The organism is Longimicrobium sp. (assembly GCF_035474595.1).
GTDB lineage: Bacteria > Gemmatimonadota > Gemmatimonadetes > Longimicrobiales > Longimicrobiaceae > Longimicrobium.
Map to the genome: position 1 here is coordinate 1 of NZ_DATIND010000107.1, position 18,579 is coordinate 18,579.

At 71.0% G+C, this 18,579-nt stretch carries 15 protein-coding genes and 1 pseudogene; 4 read left to right on the forward strand and 12 right to left on the reverse strand.

From position 1 onward, the window contains the following. Positions 1 to 1,058: Vms1/Ankzf1 family peptidyl-tRNA hydrolase (locus VLK66_RS19065; RefSeq protein WP_325311055.1), on the forward strand; the 1,058-nt coding region annotated here is incomplete at its 5' end. A 138-nt stretch (positions 1,059 to 1,196) separates the two neighbouring features. Beyond that, the gene (locus VLK66_RS19070) at positions 1,197 to 1,838 is read left to right on the forward strand and encodes a hypothetical protein (RefSeq protein ID WP_325311056.1); all 642 of its coding nucleotides are present in this window, start codon (positions 1,197 to 1,199) and stop codon (positions 1,836 to 1,838) included. A gap of 398 nt (positions 1,839 to 2,236) precedes the next feature. On the opposite strand, the gene VLK66_RS19075 is transcribed toward VLK66_RS19070, so the two are convergent. The 12 genes and pseudogenes from VLK66_RS19075 to VLK66_RS19130 all read right to left on the reverse strand — a co-directional run bounded on the left by VLK66_RS19075 (position 2,237) and on the right by VLK66_RS19130 (position 17,455). Continuing rightward, a complete protein-coding gene (locus VLK66_RS19075; protein ID WP_325311057.1) occupies positions 2,237 to 2,917 on the reverse strand; it encodes a lytic transglycosylase domain-containing protein in 681 nt (226 codons plus the stop codon). Between the two features lie 57 nt (positions 2,918 to 2,974). Further along, a complete protein-coding gene (moaC, locus tag VLK66_RS19080) occupies positions 2,975 to 3,469 on the reverse strand; it encodes a cyclic pyranopterin monophosphate synthase MoaC (protein ID WP_325311058.1) in 495 nt (164 codons plus the stop codon). Positions 3,470 to 4,104: 635 nt separating this feature from the next. Further along, on the reverse strand, positions 4,105 to 5,256 hold the full coding sequence (locus tag VLK66_RS19085; protein WP_325311059.1) for an ATP-binding protein: 1,152 nt from the start codon (positions 5,254 to 5,256) through the stop codon (positions 4,105 to 4,107). Positions 5,257 to 5,620: 364 nt separating this feature from the next. After that, positions 5,621 to 6,904 (reverse strand): murein hydrolase activator EnvC family protein, encoded by a 1,284-nt coding sequence (locus VLK66_RS19090; protein ID WP_325311060.1) that lies wholly within the window; start codon positions 6,902 to 6,904, stop codon positions 5,621 to 5,623. A gap of 2 nt (positions 6,905 to 6,906) precedes the next feature. Continuing rightward, positions 6,907 to 7,764: a cell division protein FtsX gene (locus tag VLK66_RS19095; protein ID WP_325311061.1), complete on the reverse strand. Its 858-nt coding sequence runs from the start codon at positions 7,762 to 7,764 to the stop codon at positions 6,907 to 6,909. Positions 7,765 to 7,917: 153 nt separating this feature from the next. Beyond that, a pseudogene (gene ftsE / locus VLK66_RS19100) lies at positions 7,918 to 8,565 on the reverse strand (cell division ATP-binding protein FtsE); the annotation flags it as partial. 454 nt (positions 8,566 to 9,019) lie between these two features. Next, positions 9,020 to 9,958 (reverse strand): 4-hydroxythreonine-4-phosphate dehydrogenase PdxA, encoded by a 939-nt coding sequence (gene pdxA, locus VLK66_RS19105; RefSeq protein ID WP_349260520.1) that lies wholly within the window; start codon positions 9,956 to 9,958, stop codon positions 9,020 to 9,022. Beyond that, positions 9,949 to 10,239 carry a S4 domain-containing protein gene (locus VLK66_RS19110; protein WP_325311064.1) on the reverse strand — a complete coding sequence of 97 codons (291 nt, stop codon included), beginning with the start codon at positions 10,237 to 10,239 and terminating at the stop codon, positions 9,949 to 9,951. Before VLK66_RS19110 ends, pdxA begins: the two co-directional genes overlap by 10 nt. Continuing rightward, positions 10,236 to 11,540: a peptidylprolyl isomerase gene (locus VLK66_RS19115; RefSeq protein WP_325311065.1), complete on the reverse strand. Its 1,305-nt coding sequence runs from the start codon at positions 11,538 to 11,540 to the stop codon at positions 10,236 to 10,238. The genes VLK66_RS19110 and VLK66_RS19115 overlap by 4 nt, the downstream gene beginning before the upstream one ends. Positions 11,541 to 11,697: 157 nt before the next feature. Beyond that, the gene (locus VLK66_RS19120) at positions 11,698 to 13,221 is read right to left on the reverse strand and encodes a peptidylprolyl isomerase (protein WP_325311066.1); all 1,524 of its coding nucleotides are present in this window, start codon (positions 13,219 to 13,221) and stop codon (positions 11,698 to 11,700) included. A gap of 265 nt (positions 13,222 to 13,486) precedes the next feature. Continuing rightward, a complete protein-coding gene (mfd, locus tag VLK66_RS19125; protein WP_325311067.1) occupies positions 13,487 to 16,870 on the reverse strand; it encodes a transcription-repair coupling factor in 3,384 nt (1,127 codons plus the stop codon). 282 nt (positions 16,871 to 17,152) lie between these two features. Continuing rightward, the gene (locus VLK66_RS19130) at positions 17,153 to 17,455 is read right to left on the reverse strand and encodes a hypothetical protein (RefSeq protein ID WP_325311068.1); all 303 of its coding nucleotides are present in this window, start codon (positions 17,453 to 17,455) and stop codon (positions 17,153 to 17,155) included. A 61-nt stretch (positions 17,456 to 17,516) separates the two neighbouring features. On the opposite strand from VLK66_RS19130, the gene VLK66_RS19135 reads away from it, so the two are divergent. Both VLK66_RS19135 and VLK66_RS19140 read left to right on the forward strand, forming a co-directional pair. Then, positions 17,517 to 18,020, forward strand: coding sequence for a hypothetical protein (locus tag VLK66_RS19135; protein WP_325311069.1), 504 nt, complete (start codon positions 17,517 to 17,519; stop codon positions 18,018 to 18,020). 82 nt (positions 18,021 to 18,102) lie between these two features. Then, positions 18,103 to 18,561, forward strand: coding sequence for a hypothetical protein (locus VLK66_RS19140; RefSeq protein ID WP_325311070.1), 459 nt, complete (start codon positions 18,103 to 18,105; stop codon positions 18,559 to 18,561). The last annotated feature ends 18 nt before the right edge of the window (positions 18,562 to 18,579 follow it).

An 18,579-nucleotide genomic window follows, 5' to 3' on the forward strand; every position in this document is an offset into this window, starting at 1 on the left:
TCTTCCTCGACATGTCGGTGAACTCCAACAACAAGCGCACGCACCAGGTGTTCCTGAGCCAGAAGCGCGCGCAGTTCCAGGAGCTGCAGTCCGAGTGGATGACCGAGCACGAGGAGGGCGTGGACACCCTCTGGGACCGGGTACAGAGCTGGCTCGACAGCGAGTACGACGAAGCCAAGTGCGGCGTGGTGATCTATGCCGAGGTGGGTGGCGAGTGGTTCCAGGCGCTGCAGACCCGCGCCTCGCTGCAGAACCGGCTGATCGTGGCGCCGCGGCCGGTGGTGGCCCCGCTGGCGCAGGCGCTGGAGGGGTATCGCCACTACGGCGTGGTGCTGATCGACCGCGAGCACGTGCGGCTGCTGAGCGTGTACCAGGGAACGCTGCTGGACGAGGTGGAGCGCCGCGGCGACCCGCTGCCGCCCCCGCACGACGTGCAGGCCGGCGGCTACGCCCAGAGCCGCTACCAGCGCCGCAAGCTCGAGGAGACCAAGCACTTCTTCAAGGACTTCGCCGGCGAGGTGCAGGACTTCGTGGCCCGCTACGGCCCCGACGACCTGGTGCTGCTGGGCACCGAGGAGAACCTCTCCGCCTTCGCCGAGCACCTGCCGGACTCGGTGCTGCAGCGCGTGGTGCACACCGGGCCCATGTGGGTCGACGAGAACGCCGCCGAGGTGGCGCGCCAGCTGGAGCCGCTCCTGCGCGGCGAGCTGGAGCGCGCCCAGCACGAGGTGGTGGAGCAGGTGCGCGACCGCGTGGTGCACGACTACATGGCCACCGCCGGCTTCCAGGGCACGCTCAGCGCGCTGCAGGAAGGCCGCGTGGACACCCTGCTCCTGGCGCGCGACCAGCACCGCGACGGTGTGCGCTGCGCCCAGTGCGGCTTCGTCTTCGCGCGCGAGCTGGAGGCGTGCCCGTACGACGGCTCCACCGCCATGACCGAGGTCGACGTGGTGGAGGAGATGGTGCGCATGGCCGAGGGGCAGGGCATTACCGTGGCCTTCGCCGACCCCGGCGAGGTGGCCGACATGAAGGGAGCGGGCGCGCTGCTCCGCTACTGACGCGCCACGAATCGCACGCAGTGGCCCGCGAGGCCCGGAGACCGGCGGGTTTCCGGGCCTTCGTGCTTGACACGCCGTCGCGTACGCCGTTACCTATGTAAGCATCTCCCATAAACAAACGTCCCGCCCGCCACCGCCATGCCAGCCGTCCTGGATTCCGCGGCGCTCGACAGCGCCCGCGCCGAACTGGAAGGGATCGAAGGCGTCCGCCGCGCCATCATCGACGGCCCGCCGTACACCGTCTGGGTCATCGCCGACGCGGCGCATTCGCCCGCCGAGATGCTGGTGCACACCGTCCTCACCCGCCACGGCCTGACCCCCGCCGACGCCACCGTGCAGGTGTGCCACGCGCACGCCCCCGAGCCGCGCCGCCGCGTGCGCTTCATCTCGGCGAAGATGGATGGGCTGCGCACTGGCCGCGTGACCGCGCGCGTGTCGCTGGAGTGGGCGGGCGAGACGCACGAGGGGCAGGTCGAGGGCGAGAGCGGCTACGCCCTGGAGATGCGCTCGGCCGCGCTGGCCACCATCGCCGCGCTCGACGGGGTGATCGGGAAGCGGGTGAAGTTCCAGCTGGTGGGGATCAAGCCCTTCCGCGCCTTCGATGCCGACGTGGTGGTGGCGCTGATGAAGAGCGACCTCGACGGCAAGTCGCTGATCGGCGCCGCCCTCACCTCCGACGACCCGTACCGCGCCGCGGCCGTCGCCGTGCTGAACGCCACCAACCGCGTTCTCGGCAACTACCTGTCGAACGAGGAAGATCTTTCCGCGACCAGCTCGTAGCGCCGCCGGCGGGCACCTCTGCGGCCGCAGCCGGGCGAATGAATTCGCGGCAACAACGGCCCAAAGTCCGCCTTCGCGGACTCGCGCGTCGCCATCCCCGCGTCGCGCGGAGTTCCGTGTTGCGATGAATTCTCCGGGGGAGGGGGCGAGCCAGGCGGGCAGGGTGCATCCCGCAGCCGCACCGATCTCGTCCAGCTACCTCTCCCGGTACGGGAGAGGTGGACGGCCTCGGCCGGCCGGAGAGGGCGCGATGCTGCCCGGAGCGCGCCGCCGCCAATCTCGCGCCCCTCCAAACATCACCGCGCCCGGACCTCGTCATCGAGATCCGGGCGCGATTCGTCATCCCACCGCCTGCTTGTCGTCTGTCCGCCGCCGCGGACCATCCGCAGACGGCGAATCTACCGCTTGCGCTTGCCCCAGTCGCGGAGGACGAGGCGGGCGTAGCCGTTGTCCGGGTCCTCACCGGCGCGGAGGAGCGAGTCCACGCGGTCGGGGCCGCGGTTGTAGGCCAGCAGCGCCAGCTTCAGGTTCCCGTGGTACTTGTCGATCAGCGTCTTCAGGAAGCGGAAGCCCAGCCGCAGGTTGGTGTCGCGGTCGAACAGCGCCTCGCGCTCCAGGTCCGGGCGGAAGAACCGCGCGGTCGACGGCATCAGCTGCGTGTAGCCGACCGCGCCCACCGGGCTTACCGCGTGGCGGTTGAACTCGCTCTCGGTCGCCACCAGCCCGAACGCCACCTTCGGATCGATCCCCTCCGCGTTCGCGATGTCCTCGATCCGCTCCGCCAGGTCGGCCGGGATCCCGTACAGCGAAGAGTTTGCCTGCACCCGCGTGAGCTTGTCGATCTGCGCCTTCTGCAGGTCCACCAGCCCCATGGGCCGGGCGGGGAGGGCGGCCCCCAGGTGCTGCATCCACGCCCCACCCTCGTCCATCCGCCCCTCGGCGGCCCTAACTCCAAGCAGGAACGCGATCAGCGCGAGGCTGATCCCCAAACTGGCGCTTTTGGCCGTGGCGAGCACGTCCCAGTGCCGACGTTTACGCGCTTCGATATCGGCCTGCAGCTTCAGGAGAAGCGACTGCATTCCGGTTCCTCCGGGTCAAGGTTAGCCGAACCCCAGAGGGCAAGGGCCGTGCCCGGATCACCCCTCCACCGTGCCCCCCGTCCATGTGCCGGAGCGGCCTCCCGCCTTGCCGATCAGCCGGATTCCGGAGATCTCCATCCCCCGGTCGCGGGCCTTGCACATGTCGTAGATCGTGAGCAGCGAAACCGTTACGGCGGTCAGCGCCTCCATCTCCACCCCCGTCTTTCCCTCCACTTTCGCGGTCGCCGAAACGCGGATTCCGGGGAGCGAATCGTCCGCGGAAATTTCGACTTCCACCGAGGTCAGCGGGAGGGGGTGGCAGAGGGGGATGAGGTCGGCGGTGCGCTTGGCGCCGGTGATGCCCGCAAGCTGTGCGACCAGGAGCACGTTCCCCTTCGGCGTCTCGCCGGCGGCGATAGCGGCCAGCGTCTCGGGCGACATGCGGATGCGCCCCTCCGCCACCGCCACGCGGCGGGTGACCTCCTTGCCGCCGACGTCCACCATCCGCGGCCGCCCGCTCTCGTCCAGGTGCGTGAACCCGCCGTCACTCATCGCCATCTCCCGTGGAAGTGTCTCGCGGCAAGATCCGCTGTCCCGCCGCGCGCCACAAGGAAGGGCGATCTCACGCGGAGCCGCGGAGACGCGGAGGCGTCGGCCCAGCACCTCCGTGTCTCCGCGTCTCCGCGTGAGATCCAGCGATGCGGGGAGACGCGGAAACGGCCCGATCCATCGCTGGACCGGGCCCAGGTTGCACGTGTGGTTGACGCTGCTGACTACGTTTGCTACCTTACTAGAGAATTGTCGACCCTGTGAACCATCAGGTCCGCACCCTTTGAGGGGCGGACCTTTTTTCGTCCCGCATCCAGGAGAACTTCGATGCACCGGAACTACCGCGAGATTCGAACAGCGGATGGAAACGTGTGGCGAGTTTCAGAAAGTCGGTACCATCCCGTCGAGAGCTACATCGATCCGGAGGAATTCCGCGGATTTGGACTAGCAAAAACCCGGCTGGTGTGTGTCAGCGAAGCCGGAGAGAAGCGCGCAGTACATCCACGGGGGAGGGGACGGCTTTCAGACGCGGAGCTCGCCATTTCTATCGAAAATGCGCCGGTGGAGGAGAGAAGTTCTTTAACCAAGGAGATTTTCGCAGAGTTACGCGCGTCGTTGAGATGCCGTGCCTGCTCTAACTAAGCCGCGCGGACGAGGTCCTCGCGCATGCCGCGCAGCAGGTCGGTCAGGATGAGCTGCGGGTTCACGTTGCCGGCGGCCATCTCCATCGCCTCCTGCACGCGGAGGATGGCGGAGGCCACGCCTTCGGGGCGGACGCGCGCCTTCTTCGCGATCGAATTCAGCAGCGCGACGTCGTCCGTGTAGGCGATCTGCTCGGGGGCGCCGCTGGCGACCACCATCAGGTCGCGCAGCCAGAGCGACAGCGCCTGGAGGCCCGAGGTGAACTCGCCGCGCGCGCCGGCGGGGGCGATGCCGTTGGCCGCCGCCAGCCGGTCCGCCGCGCTCTGCGCGGTCGCGGCGACCAGCAGGCTGCGCGCCGTCTCGCGCTGGCGCTGCAGGACGCCGGAGCCGCCGCTGGTGGGCAGGAGCCGCAGCGCGCGCCCGATCGCCCCCTCGGAGACGGCGGCCAGCGACTCGGCCTCGGCGGGCTTCATCCCCTTCTCCTTGGCCAGGAACGCGGCGACCTCCGCCTGCGCCAGCCGCAGCACGCGCACCGGCAGCACCCGCGAGCGGATGGTGGGGAGCAGCGCGCCGGGGTTGGACGAGGTGAGGATGAGGGTGGTGTCGGCGGGCGGCTCCTCGAGCAGCTTCAGGAAGGCGTTGGCGGCCTCGGGGCTGGACTCCTGCGGCACCATGGCCTCGGCGTCGCCAACGACGAACACCTTGCGCGTTCCCATCGCCGGGCGGACGGAGGCGAAGCGCTGGAGGTTCTGCACCATCCCCATGAAGTACGCGGGCGCCTTGTCGAACGCGGGGATGTGGAACGGGTCCGCGCGGCGCGCCGCCAGCTCGGCGCCGCGCGACTCCTCGAGCTTCTCGCGAAGCTTCTCGGGCGTGGCCGCGTCGGGGCGGGGGAGGGGGAAGAACCAGTGGAGGTCGGGGTGCTCCAGGCGCTCCACGAAGCGGCAGGCGTGGCACCGCCCGCACGCCTCACCATCCTCCAGCGGCGAGTCGCAGAAGATGAGCTGCGCCAGCCAGAGGGCCAGCCGCTCCTTCCCCACGCCGGCGGGGCCGTGGATGAGCAGCGACTGCGGCAGGTTCCCTCCCCGCAGCGCCGACCGCAGCTTCCGCCGCACGTCGTCGTGGCCGTAAACCGGAGGCAGCGCCATCAGCGCATCCCTCCGATGCCGGGGCAGGGGAGCGACAGGTGGCGGAGGTGCCGCAGAAGGAGGTGCAGAAGGGCGAATGAATTCGCGGCAACAACGGCCCGAAGTCCGCCTTCGCGGACTCGCGCGTCGCCATCTCCGTGATCGACCGGGATCCCCGTTTCCAAGCCGATCCCGGGAGCCAAGCACGCAGTGCTCCCCCTCTCCCGCGGAGCGGGGGAGGGGGTCGGGGGGAGGGGGCCAGCCAGGCGGGCAGGATGCATCTCCCCCCGCACGGCAATCGCCTCGCAAACCATCACCGTCTCTCGATCGATCCCTGTCTGCCGATCCATCACTGTCTCTCGACCCATCGATCCGGCGCGATCCATCACCGCCCGCGCAGCCAGGCCAGCGGGTCCACCGCCTCGCCGCCGGGGGTGCGGATCTGGAACTCCACGTGGGCGCCCTCGGGGGTGCCTTCGCCGCCCACGGTGCCGACCACCTGGCCCTTGGCGACCGTGGCGCCGGGCTGCACCTGGATGTCCTTCAGGTAGAGATAGAGCGAGTAGTAGCCGCCGCCGTGGCTGATGACCACCGTGGGGCCGTATCCCTCGAACGGCGCCGCCATCTCCACCTTGCCGCCCTCCACCGCGCGCACCGGGCTCCCCGCCGCCGCGCCGATGCCGATGCCGTTGTAGCGGATCGCGGTCCCGTTCGTCTGCAGCGCGCGGCCGAAGCGGTACACCACGTTCCCCTGCACGGGCCACCCCAGGTTGCCCATGCTCGACGTGGTCATCGTCGGCGCGGCACGGGGAGCGACGGGCGTCGGAGTCGCGGGCGCGGGGCGGCCGGCGGCGCGCGCGGCCACGCGGTCGCGCTCGGCGGCGGCCAGTCGGTCGCGCTCGCGGCGCTCGTCCTCGCGGCGGCGGGCCTCCAGCGTGGCCATCAGGCTGGTCAGCCGCCGCTCGTCGCGCAGCAGCTCGTCGATGCGCTGCACCGTGGTGCGCTCGTGCGAGCGCAGCGACGACAGCGTGCTGGTGCGCTGCGCCGCCATGTTCCCCAGCTGCGCGTTCTCCGTCTCCCGCTCGTTCTGCAGGTAGGTCAGGTCGGTGTAGCTCCGCCGCAGCTCCTGCTCGCGCAGCTCCAGCTGGTGCTGCAGCTCGCCCACGTCGCCCACCAGCGTGCGGTCGCGCCGGGCGACCAGGTACAGGTACTTGTAGCGGTTCAGCAGGTCGGCGAACGAGTTCGCGGTCAGCAGCGCCTCCTCCGTCTGCATCGGCCCGCGCTTGTAGATGTCGCGCAGGCGCCGGTTCAGCAGCGCCTTCTTCTGCGCCAGCTCGTCCTGCGTGCGCAGCAGCTCCTCGGTCGTCTCCTCGATCTTCCGCTGCGTCTCGCCCATCTGGAAGCTGAGCTCGCGCAGCAGCGCCGCGCTCACCTCGCGCTGGCGCTGGATGTTGCGGATCTCGCTGGTCACGTCGTGCACGCGGCTGCGGATCCCCGACAGCTCGCCGCGCAGCTGCGAGCGCTCGGCGCGGATTTCCTGCAGCCGCCGCTGGCTCTCGGTGAGCTGCTGCGCCGCCGGCCGCGTGCGCCCGCCCTGCTGCGCGATGGCCGCCAGCGGCAGCGCCAGGGCCAGCCCGGCCGCGGCGAAGGTGCGGACCCGCCGGCGCACGGTCAGACCGCCTCCAGGTGGCGGCGCACCGCCACCATGCTGCTCAGGAAGCCGAACACGGTGCCGATCAGCACCACGCCGATCATCCACTGCGCGGGGATGAACTCGATGCGGAACATGGTCGCGCTGAGGATGCGGTAGGCGCCCCAGGTGAGCGCCGCGGCCAGCACGCCGCCCATCAGCCCCGTCATCAGCCCCTCCAGGATGAACGGGCGCTGCACGAAGCCGTCGGTGGCGCCCACCAGCCGCATGATGCTGATCTCCTCGCGCCGCGCGAACACGGCGATGCGCACCGCGGTGGCGATGATGATGGCGGCCACCAGGGCGAAGGCGATGCCGATCACCGACGCGGCGCCGCCCGCCAGGCGGCGGAGGAGGAAGATGCGGTCCAGCCAGTCGCGCCCGTAGCGCACGTCCTCCACGAACCCGTACGCCTGCACGCGGTCGGCGATGCGCTTCACCGCGTCGGGGTTGCGCGAGCCCGGCTTCATCCGGATCTCCAGCGACGCCGGGAGCGGGTTGTTGTCCAGGTCGCTGAAGACGTCCTTGAACTCCTGCATGTCGGCCATGGCGTTGGCCAGCGCCTCGGTCTTGGAGACGTAGCGCAGCTCCATCACCCCCGGCAGCGCGCGGACTTCCTGCTGGGCGAGATCCAGCTGCGCGGGCGTGGTGCTGTCGTCCAGGTACGCCACGATCTCCACCTTCTCCTCCACCTTCTCGATCGCCCGCCCGATGTTCCAGGCGGTCAGTCCGAACAGGCCGATGACGAAGAGGGAGAAGCCGATGGCGACGACGGAAAGGAAGGCCAGCAGCGGGCTGCGGCGGAAGGCGGCCAGCGCCTCGCGAAGGGAGTACGGCATGGGTCAGCTCCCCCGCGGGTCGAAGATGTCGATGGCGATCTGCCCGTCACCCGACGCCGCGGTCGCCGGCGCGGCGGCGGGCGAGGCGGCGATCGGGGGCGGAGCGGCGGTCTCGCGCTGCGGGGCGGGCGCGGCGGCCTTGCTGTCGTACACGACCTGCCCCTGCGCCAGCTCGATCACCCGGTACTCGGGGTGCGCGCGGACCAGGTCCAGGTCGTGGGTGGCCATCAGCACCGTCATCCCCAGCGCGTTGATCTCGCGGAAGAGCTCGAAGATCCCCCGCGCGGCCCACTCGTCCAGGTTCCCGGTGGGCTCGTCGGCCAGCAGCACCAGCGGCTCGTTGGCCAGCGCGCGCGCGACCGCCACGCGCTGCCGCTCGCCGCCCGACAGCTCGTCGGGGAACGACTGCGCCTTGTGGCTCAGCCCCACCTGCGTGAGCACGCGGTTCACGCGCTGCGAGATGGCCGAGCGCTTCACGCCGGTGACCTCCAGCGCGAAGGCCACGTTCTCCTCGGCGGTGCGGTCGCGCAGCAGGCGGAAGTCCTGGAAGACGACGCCCAGCTTGCGGCGCAGGAAGGGGATCTCGCGGCGGCGGATGGTCTTCGACGAGAACCCCGAGACGCGCACCTCGCCCGAGTTGGGGACGTCGGCCATCTGGATCAGCCGCAGGATGGTGCTCTTCCCGGCGCCCGAATGCCCGGTGAGGAACACCAGCTCCCCCTTCTGGACGTGGAACGACACGTCCTTGAGCGCCGCGCCGGAGCGGGGGTACTCCTTGTAGACCGACGTGAGCTTGATCACGCTGTGATACTGCGGGGGAGGGAACGGCCGATGTGGTGGAATGGGCGAAACTTAATGGCGTTCGCGCGGGGTGTCAAAGTGCGCGTGCGATATCACCGCCCAACTGCTACGATCGGATGGCGGAAGCCGGACACTATCGCGGCAAGGTGAGTCTCGCGCCGCCCTCACCCCGCGCCGGAGGGCGCCACCCTCTCCCGTCCCGGGAGAGGGTGGCTTTCCAGCATCCGCGCGCCCTGCAAAGCCAGGTCGCACCGATGCTTTCTTACCGCGCCGATGCCCATCGAGCTACCTCTCCCGGTACGGGAGAGGTGGACGGCCTAAGCCGGCCGGAGAGGGCGCGATGCGGCGGACGAGCGCCGAACCGCGTCTCGCATCAGGAGAAGATGAAGACGGAGATAGAGATGGAGACTCGGAGATGGAGATTCGGAGCTGGAGATGGAAGCGAGGGATCGCCTCAGCCGCCGCCGCGCATCCGCTCCGCGAGGGTGACGGCGAGGAGGATCGCTTCCTTCATCGACCCGGCGTCCGCGATCCCCCTGCCGGCGATGTCGAGCGCGGTGCCGTGGTCGGGCGAGGTGCGGGGGAAAGGAAGCCCCAGCGTCACGTTCACGCCGCTCCCGAAGGCGGCCGTCTTGAACGCCGCCATCCCCACGTCGTGGTACGGCGCGATCACCGCGTCGAACTCGCCGCGGACGGCGCGCGTGAACACGGTATCGGCGGGGATCGGCCCGGCCGCGTCCACCCCGGATTCGCGGAGACGCGCGAGCGCCGGCTCCACGATCCGCGCCTCCTCGTCGCCGAACAGCCCGCCGTCCGACGCATGCGGGTTCACCGCGCAGAGCGCCACGCGCGGCGAGGGGATGCGCCAGAGGTCGCGGAGCGCGCGCCAGGTGAGCGAGGCCTGGTCCACCAGGAGATCGGCGGAGAGGGCGGCGGGGACGTCGCGCAGCGCCAGGTGCGTGGTGGCCAGCACGACGCGGAGCGGGCCGCCCAGCGCGGTGCGCTCCGCCGCCATCATCATCACCACCCGCGGGACGCCGGCCAGGTCCGCCAGCATCTCGGTGTGCCCGGGGTAGCGCCATCCCCCCGCATGGAAGGCGGACTTGTCGATCGGCGCGGTGACGATCGCGTCCACCTCGCCCGCCATCGCCATCTCCACCGCCCGGCGGATGGCCTCGCCCGCGATGCGCCCGGCCGCCGCGGCGCCGTCCTCCGCCGTCCAGTCCCCCACGGAGACGTCGTCCCCGGACCGGAGCAGGGACGCGGTGCCCACGCGGACGAACGAGGCCGCGCCGGCGACCTCGCGGTCGGCCAGCGCGGCCTCGCTCACCTCGGGGCCGATCCCCCGCGGGTCGCCCAGCGTCACGGCGACGCGGACGGGCCTCACGCCCATCCCTCGTCCGCCTGGCGCTCGTCCTTCAGCACGCGGTACAGCTCGCGCGCCTGCTTCTTCGAGGTGCTCTTCCCCGGCGTGGCCAGCAGCTCCACCTCCAGCGAGCGGCCGGGGTAGTCGATCGCGATCCGCCGGCCGGGGGGCACGGCGTCGCTGGGGCGCGCCGGCTTTCCGTCCACCCGCACCGCCCCCGCCTCGCACGCCGCCTTGGCCTCGCTCCGGCTCTTCGTCAGGCAGAGGCGGTGGAGGAGCACGTCCACCCGCAGGACCTCGTCGGTCACTGCATCACGGTGACGGCGGTCACCTGGCGCAGCTCGCCCAGCAGCCGGTCGACCTGGCGCTGCTGGATGATGCGGTCGCGGATCTGCTCGCGCACGTCGGCCAGCGTGTACTCGCCCCCCGTGCGGCGGTCCGTCACCTTGGCCACCACGAACGACGGCCCGCTGGGGTCGCCCAGCTGGAAAGGCCCGACCACCGTCCCCGGCGCCGCGTCGCCGATCGCCTGTCCGTACTCGGGCGGAAGGCGGTCGGGAAGGACGTCGCGCAGCGTGCGCTGGTCCGGCGGCGTGGTGGTGCGTGCCGCCAGCTGGGTGAGCGAGGCGCCGCCCCGCGCCGCGGTGGCGATCGAGTCGGCCAGGGTGCGCGCCCGCGCCACGTCGGCCTCGGTGATCTCGGGGCGGATGAGGATGTGGCGCGCCTGCCGCTCGCCGCCGCGCACCTTCTCCAGCTTGATGATGTGGTAGCCGAACTCGGTCTTCACCACGGGCGAGATGTCGCCCGGACGGAGCGCGAAGGCCATCTGCTCGAACTCGCGCACCATCTGCCCCGCGTGGAACCACCCCAGCATTCCGCCCTGCGGCGCGCTGGGGTCCTGCGAGTCGCGCCGGGCGATGGCCTCGAAGTCGCCGCCGCGGCGCAGCTCGGCCAGGATCGCCTCGGCCTTGCGCCGCGCCGTGGCGTCGGCCGAGTCGCCGGCCACCGGCTTCACCACCGCCTGCTGGAACGAGAGGGTGGCCGGGCGCTGCCCCAGGGACCCGCGCTGCTGCTCGAAGTACTGCTGGATCTCGGCGTCGGTAACCGGCGGCGCCGCCATCTTCGACAGCCGCTCGCGGATGTACCGCTGGATCATGGTCTGGTCGGTGTACTGCTGCGTGAGCGTGGCGCGGTACTGCTCCAGCGTGCGCCCGGTCTGCGCCAGCGCCTGCTCCATGGCCGCCTGCGAGCCGAAGTTCTGCTGCACGCGGTTGATCTGCGTCTCCACCTGCCCCGCGATCTCGGCCGCGTCGACGGTGAGCTTGTCGCGGCGCGCGGCCTCGAGCAGGAGCAGGTCGTCCACGCGGCGCTGCAGCACGTCGCGCTCCATCTGCCTGCGCGCGGTGGGGTCGGTGGGCACCTGCTGCCCCTGCGCCTGCATCGACTCGATCTCGAGGAGCACGTCGGAGTACAGCACCGAGGTGTCGCCCACCACGGCCACCACCCGGTCCCACACGCGGGTCCCGGGCTGGGCGGCGGGCTGCTGCGCCGCCAGGGCGGCGGGCGCGGCCAGGGCGGCGGCAAGGCAGAGCGCGGTCAGAGCACGCATATCCGAACGGCTAGTTGCTGGAGGAAGAAAGAGCGAGCGGCCCGCCGGGCGGGCCGCGTTCCGGCGCGCGCGCACGCGCGTCCGGACCGGCTTATATGCCGCGAGGCGCGGCGGAGTTCCCGCCGCGCCTCGCGTCCTGCCCGTCACCGGGTGACGGTCACTTCTTCCCCGTGTCGGCCGGCGCGGGGGCCGGGGCCGGCTGCGGGGTGGGGGCGGGCTGCTGCCCCTGCTGCGGCGGCGGGCCCTGCGGCATGGGCTGCTGCCCCTGCGGCATCCCCGGCATCTGCGCCGGCGGCGCTACCTGCGGCTGCGTGGCGCGGATCTGCTTCACCTTGTCGACCACGCGCTGGAACGACGCCTCGTTCACGTTGTAGCCGTAGACGTTGCGCAGCTGCGTGCCCAGCACGCCCAGCGGCGGAAGCTGGCGCTGGCCGCTGACGGCCTGGGCCAGCCACTCGCGCACCTGCTGCTCGATCACCGCGTTGCCGGCCGAGCCCTTGGGCGCGTGCAGCTCGGCCACGCCGGTCACGGTCAGCAGCTGGCGGATGGCGGCGCGCGCCTGGTCGCGCATCTGCGCCGTCTCCTGCGCCGAGAGCCCCACGTTGCGGCGGCGGGCCTCGGCCAGCAGCATGCGCTCGGTGGCGGCGCTCTTCACCATCTGCACGATGGAGCTGTCGGGCGCGTCGGTGATCTGCTTCAGCGCCTCGTCGGGGGCGCCCACCATCTGCGCCTGGATGTCGCTGGCCGAGAGCTGGCCGCCGCGGAAGGTGGCCAGGGCGCGCTCGCCGGCGCGGCCGCGCAGCGGCTTGTCGTTGTTCTTGGCCATCTCCTTCACCTGCTGCGCGGCGCCGGTCTCCACGTGCAGGTTGTTGGCCTTGCTCAGCGAGTCGGCGAAGTGCTCCACCGCGGTCTGGCGGTTCTTGCCCACCAGGTACTGGCGGAACTGCTCCTTGCGCTCGCCCAGCGGCTCCTGGCGGCGCTCCTCCACCTTGATCACGTGGAAGCCGAAGGGGCTTTCCACCACCGGGCTCACCTGCCCGGCCTGCAGCCGGAACGCGGCCTCCTCGAAGGTGGGCGTCATCTGCCCGCGCCCGAAGAAGCCCAGGTCGCCGCCCTGGTCCTTGCTGGTGTCCTGGCTGTACTGCCTGGCCAACGCGGCGAAGTCGGCGCCGCCGGCGGCCTGCCGCTGGATGGTCTCGGCCAGCCGCTTCACGCTGTCGCGCTGCGCGGGGGTGGCGTCTGCGGGCGGGCGCAGCAGGATGTGCCGGGCGTGCACCTGCTGCCCGGGGCCCTGTGTCTGCCACGCCTGCTCCAGCTGCGCGTCGGTGAACGCGGTGTCGGTCTTCACGGTGGTCTGGAAGAGCCGGTTCAGCGTTTCCTGGTCGCGCTGCTGCTGCGTCATCTTGTCCAGGTCCAGCACCGCCAGCGAGGTGTCCTCGGCATAGGCGGTGGCCAGCAGGGTGTAGTCCACCCAGCGCTCGGCCACGGCCCGGACCACGTCGGCGGTGGGGGGAACCTGCGGGCTGGCCGCGATGAGGTTGGCGGCCTCGTCGACCTTCAGCTCCTTGCCGGCCGCCGAGGCGACCTCGTCCTTATGGGCGTTCACGGCCTGCTTCAGGCTGTTGCAGCCTGCCGCCATCGGTACGGCGGCCACGAGCAGGGCCCAGCGGGACAGCTTCATCGAGAATCTCCAGCCCGGGTGGATGTGAAACGGCGCGGGACCCCGGGGAGCGTCCCGTCGCGCGGCGAAAAACTTCGACAAACGGAAGTGCGAGGTACGGAGTGCCGGAAGCGCCCGGCCAGACTCCGACAGTCCTAAGTCCTAAGTCCTAAGTCCTAAGTCCTAAGTCCTAAGTAACTGCGTCTCCTGCTCTCCGTGCGCACTCGGCACTCAGCACCCACTTGGGACTTAGGACTTGGCACTTAGGACTTCTTTTCTTCTTTCCCTACGCCGTCAGGCTCGAATCCGCCGCCAGGTCCTTCATCGCCGCCACGATCGTGGTGACGATGGGCTCGGTGCCATGGCGGGTGAGCGTGAGCGACAGCGGCAGCGGGCGGCGCACGTCCACCGCGAACTGGTACTGCGTCAGCGTCTTCTGCAGCGGCGCCATCCGCGGGACCACGCCGGTGCGGAAGTTCACCCGCACGTCCCACGGGCGGACGAGGATGCGCTCGACGCCCAGCTCGCCGCCGATCAGGCGCAGCGCCTGCGTGGCCAGCAGCGTCTCCACCTCGTCGGGGAGCGGGCCGTAGCGGTCACGCAGCTCGCGGCGGATGGCGTCGACCCCGTCGACCTTCTCCTCGCGCGCCAGGCGGCGGTAGAAGTGCAGCTTCTGCGGCTCGTCGGGCACATAGTGGTCGGGGATCAGCGCGGCGCCGTCGACCGACACCTCGGCGAGCCCCTTCTGCGGCCGCTTCCCGTCGCCCTTCAGCTGCTTGATGGTGTCTTCCAGCAGCCGGAGATAGGTGTCGAGCCCCACGGCGTGCACGAATCCGCTCTGCTCGGCGCCCAGGATGTTACCCGCCCCGCGGAGCTCCAGGTCCTTGAGGGCGATGCGGTATCCGCTCCCCAGCTCGGTGTAGTGCTCCAGCACCCTGAGCCGCCGCTCGGCGTCCTCCTGCACCTCGTCGGGGATGAGGAGATAGCAGAAGGCGCGGTGGTGGCTTCGGCCCACGCGGCCGCGGATCTGGTACAGCTGGCTCAGGCCGAACTGGTCCGCGCGGTTCACGATCAGCGTGTTGGCGCGGGGCACGTCCAGCCCGCTCTCGATGATCGCCGTGGCCACCAGGATGTCGAGGTCGCCGTCGAGGAAGCGCGTCATCACCTCCTCCAGCTCCTTCTCGCGCATCTGCCCGTGCGCCACGCCGATCCCCGCTTCGGGGACCAGGCGCTGCACCTTCTGCGCGACGGCGCCGATCGTCTCCACCCGGTTGTGCACGAAGAACACCTGGCCGCCACGGTCCAGCTCGCGCCGGATGGCGTCCTCGATGATCGCGTCGGTCCACGGGAGGACGTGCGTGATCACCGGCTGCCGGTCGCGCGGCGGGGTCTGGATCAGGGTCATGTCCCTGAGCCCCAGCAGCGAGAAGTGCAGCGTCCGCGGGATGGGCGTGGCGGTCAGCGTCAGCACGTCCACCGTTTTCCGCAGCTGCTTCAGGATCTCCTTGTGCTTCACCCCGAAGCGCTGCTCCTCGTCGATCACCAGCATCCCCAGCTCGCGGAACCTCACGTCGGGCGACAGGAGGCGGTGCGTGCCGATGATGATGTCGACCGTGCCCTCTTCCAGCCGCTTCAGCACCTCCAGCTGCTCCTTCGCGGTGCGGAAGCGGCTCAATGCCTCGATGCGCACGGGGAAGTCGGCCAGCCGCTCGCTGAAGGTGTGCAGGTGCTGCTCGGCCAGGATCGTCGTCGGGACGAGCACCGCCACCTGCCGCCCGTCCTGCACCGCCTTGAAGGCACCGCGGATGGCGATCTCCGTCTTCCCGTACCCCACGTCGCCGCAGATCAGGCGGTCCATGGGGCGGGGCGACTCCATGTCGCGCTTGACGTCTTCCGTGGCCTGGCGCTGGTCGGGCGTGTCCTCGAAGAGGAAGGCGCTCTCCATCTCGCGCTGCCAGCGGGTGTCGGCGGAGAAGGCGTAGCCCTTCTCGGCGCTGCGGGCGGCGTACAGCTCCAGCAGCTCGGCCGTCATCTCCTGGATGGCCTTCTGCGTCTTCTGCTTGGCCCGCGACCACTCCTTGCCGCCAATGCGGTGCACCTTGGGCGCGGCGGACTCCTCGTCGGAATCCGATACCCAGCGCTCGATCAGGTCCACCCGGTGCACGGGCACGCGCAGCAGCTCGCCGCCGGCGTACTCGATGACGAGGGTCTCGAACTCCTCCTCGCCCACCCGCACCCGCTCCATCCGCCGGAACTGCCCGATCCCGTGGTCCATGTGCACCACGTAGTCGCCCGGCTTCAGCGCCGCCACGCTCTCCAGCGCCGCCCCGCCGCGGAACCTGCGCCGTCTGCGCAGCCGGCGCGTGCGGCGGAAGATCTCGTGGTCGGTCAGCAGCCTGAGCGGCGGCTGGGCGTCGGCCAGCACGAACCCGCCGGCCAGCGACCCGATCCCCAGCTCGGTGTAGCGCGCGACCTTGAACTCGTCGAGCAGCTCCTGCAGGCGCTCCAGCTGCCCCTGGTTGTCGCAGAGGATCAGCGTCTGCTCGCCGCGCCCGGCCGCCCCGCGCAGGATCTCGCCCAGCCGCGGCATGTCGCGGTCGATGGGCTCGGGCGGGAGGGCGCGGAAGCGGAAGGTGGCCCGCACCGGCGCGCCGGCCGCCTCCTCGATGAAGAGCTGCGGGAGCTTCGCGAGCCGGTTCCCCGCCTCGTGCGCGGGAAGGAAGAGCCGCTCCGGGCGCTCGGGGCGCGTTCCCCGCGTGGCCTCGGCCTCGTGCAGCCGCAGCACCTCGCTCCAGGTGCGCTCCAGCTCCGGCCGCGTCCCGCTTCCCTCCAGGTGGACCACCACCGTCTCGGAGGGGAGGTAGTCGAGCAGCGACTTCCGCTCCGGCTCGCCGCCGTTGGACGACGGCGCCGCTGTCGCCGTGGACGAGGCGGCCGCGGTGTGCGACGAGGTGCCGCCGCCCTCGGCCGCGGGGCGCAGGTCCACCGGGAGCAGCTCCAGCGCGTTGACCGCGCGCACCGAGAGCTGCGTAAGGATGTCGAAGAAGCGGATCGACTCGATCTCGTCGCCCAGGAACTCGATCCGCGCGGGCTCGGGGGCGCCGAAGCCGAACACGTCCACGATGCCGCCGCGCAGCGCGAACTGGCCCACCTCCTCGACCGTGGCCGCGCGGTCGAACCCCATCCCCTCCAGCGTCGCGGCCAGCTCGGCCAGGCGGATGGTCTGGCCCACGCGCAGCTCCAGCCGCAGGTCGTCCAGCCCGTGCACCGCGGGCGAGAGCTCCTGCATGGCCCGCGCGGTGGTCACCAGGATGCTGGCGCGCCCGCTGAGCAGCGCCTCCAGCGCCTCGACCCGCGCGCCGCCGATCTCCAGGTGCGGCTCGGCCTCCTCGTACGGCAGCGACTCGCGCTGCGGGTAGAGGTACACCGAGCCCTCGCCCAGGAGGGCTTCCAGGTCGGCGGTGGCCTGCTCGGCGTCTTCCGGGCGCGTGGCCACCAGCGCCCACAGGCGCTCGCGCCGGGCGCGGTGAAGCGCCGCGGCCAGCACCATGGGCGACGATCCCGCCAGCCCCGCGGCCACCACGCTCTCGCCCGCGCGGGGCAGCGCATCGGCCAGCTCGCGGAAGGCGGGAACGGTCCGGAAGGAGTCGATCAGCAGCGGGTGCGGCACAGCCTTTCAGCTTCGGGAGCCCGCGGGAACGCACGAACGCCCGCCGCCCGGCCGGGGCGGCGGGTCGCGCGCCGGTGGACCGTGGGGAATCCCGGCTCCACGGTCGCGGGAATAATCCTTTAAGCTACCGCCGCATGCGAGCCCGCGTCAACCGGCGGCGGCCGGGTTCATCCACCTCTCATGCGACGCCGACGCGCGCGCGGGATTCGACGCGGCATGAGGAGATCTCGGGAGATGGGGATCACATTCGTAAGATGAGGATTGGCGGGGCGGCGCCAGGCTTCACCGCTCGTACGAAGCGAAGTCATCGAGCGGCGCATCGAAATCTTCCGACATCGTGAAGAGCCCGCGCGCGCTGCCGAAGCGAGGGCGGCTCAGCGGCTCGACCGGCACCAGCCGGACCGCGGTTCCATCCTCGTCGGTGATCACGATGTGCTCGCCTGCGATCGCCGCATGGATCAGCTCCGAGAGGCGCACCTGAGCTTCGGCAACATCCAGTGGTGACATCAGCCGCTCCCGTAATCGTTTTTTCAAGATACATTCATCTGGAGAAATCGCACAAAGTCGCAGCGTCCAGCCGCGCACCACCGCGTTCGAACAGAAGCGCGTATCTGATCGACCTGTACCTGGAGCAGGGAGGCGGGGCATGACGAAACCGACCCTGTATGCGGAGTGGGCGCGGATCGGCGGCGGCTTCCCGGACGAGCCGGCATCCACACCCGTCGATCTGGAGGATCTGATCGTCCGCACGGCGGCCGCGGCGCCGGGCGATGCGCGGCTGTTCTGGGTGGCGGCGAGCTGGCTGGCCGTGCACCACAACCTGGTGAACACCCGCCGCCTCTCCGATCGTCTCCGCGTGGCGCCCGCGCTGGATCTCGCCGTCGCGGGGGCGATGCTGGCGGTGGCGCGTGACGCGGCGGGGTCCGCGACGCAGCTGGATTCTGCGCTGAAGCACTGCCGTCCGCTCGCAGCGCCGCGTCCGCTCTTCGACGTGATCGCTGCGAGCCCATTGTTTACGGCGAAGGCGAGGGATGGAACGCTGGACGTGTTCAGCGCGTGGGGACTCTGGCAGGACGACCTGTCGCTCCGGCTGGACGCGATCCGGCCCGTGCAGTGGGTGCTGGCGCACTGCCCCGAGCTCCAACCGTAGAATCCGCTTGACTTCGCCCGGCGGCGGATTAAGGTGCGGCGGAGGGCCTGGGCCACGCTCACACCCGTACGGGAGGTGCTGGATGTGGGGGATCGACACGCGCTTCGTCTGCGCGCGCCGCGGCGAGCTGTGGTGGGTGACGCTCTACGGAGACTTCGAGCTGGAGGCGGCGAAGCAGGCGTACCGGGGGATCCTGGAGGCGTGCACCGACGGCGGCCCCTGCCGGGCGCTGCTCGACTGCCGCATGATGGACGGCAGCCCCACCACGCTGGAACGCTACGAGTTCGGCGAGTTCGTGGCGCGCGAGAACGCCGCGCTGCAGGAGCGCGGCCGCGCCACCCTGCTGCAGGTGGCGCTGCTCTGCGAGGTTCCGCTGCTCGACGAGCGCAGGTTCGGCCAGACGGTGGCCACCAACCGCGGCGCGTACGTGAAGGCCAGCAGCGAGGTGGACGAGGCGCTGCGCTGGCTGGGCTTCTCGCCGGCCGGCGAGCTCGTGGCGGCCGGCGCGGGATCCGGCGAAGATCTCCCAGTGTCGTCCTGAGACATTCCGCGCTGTCCC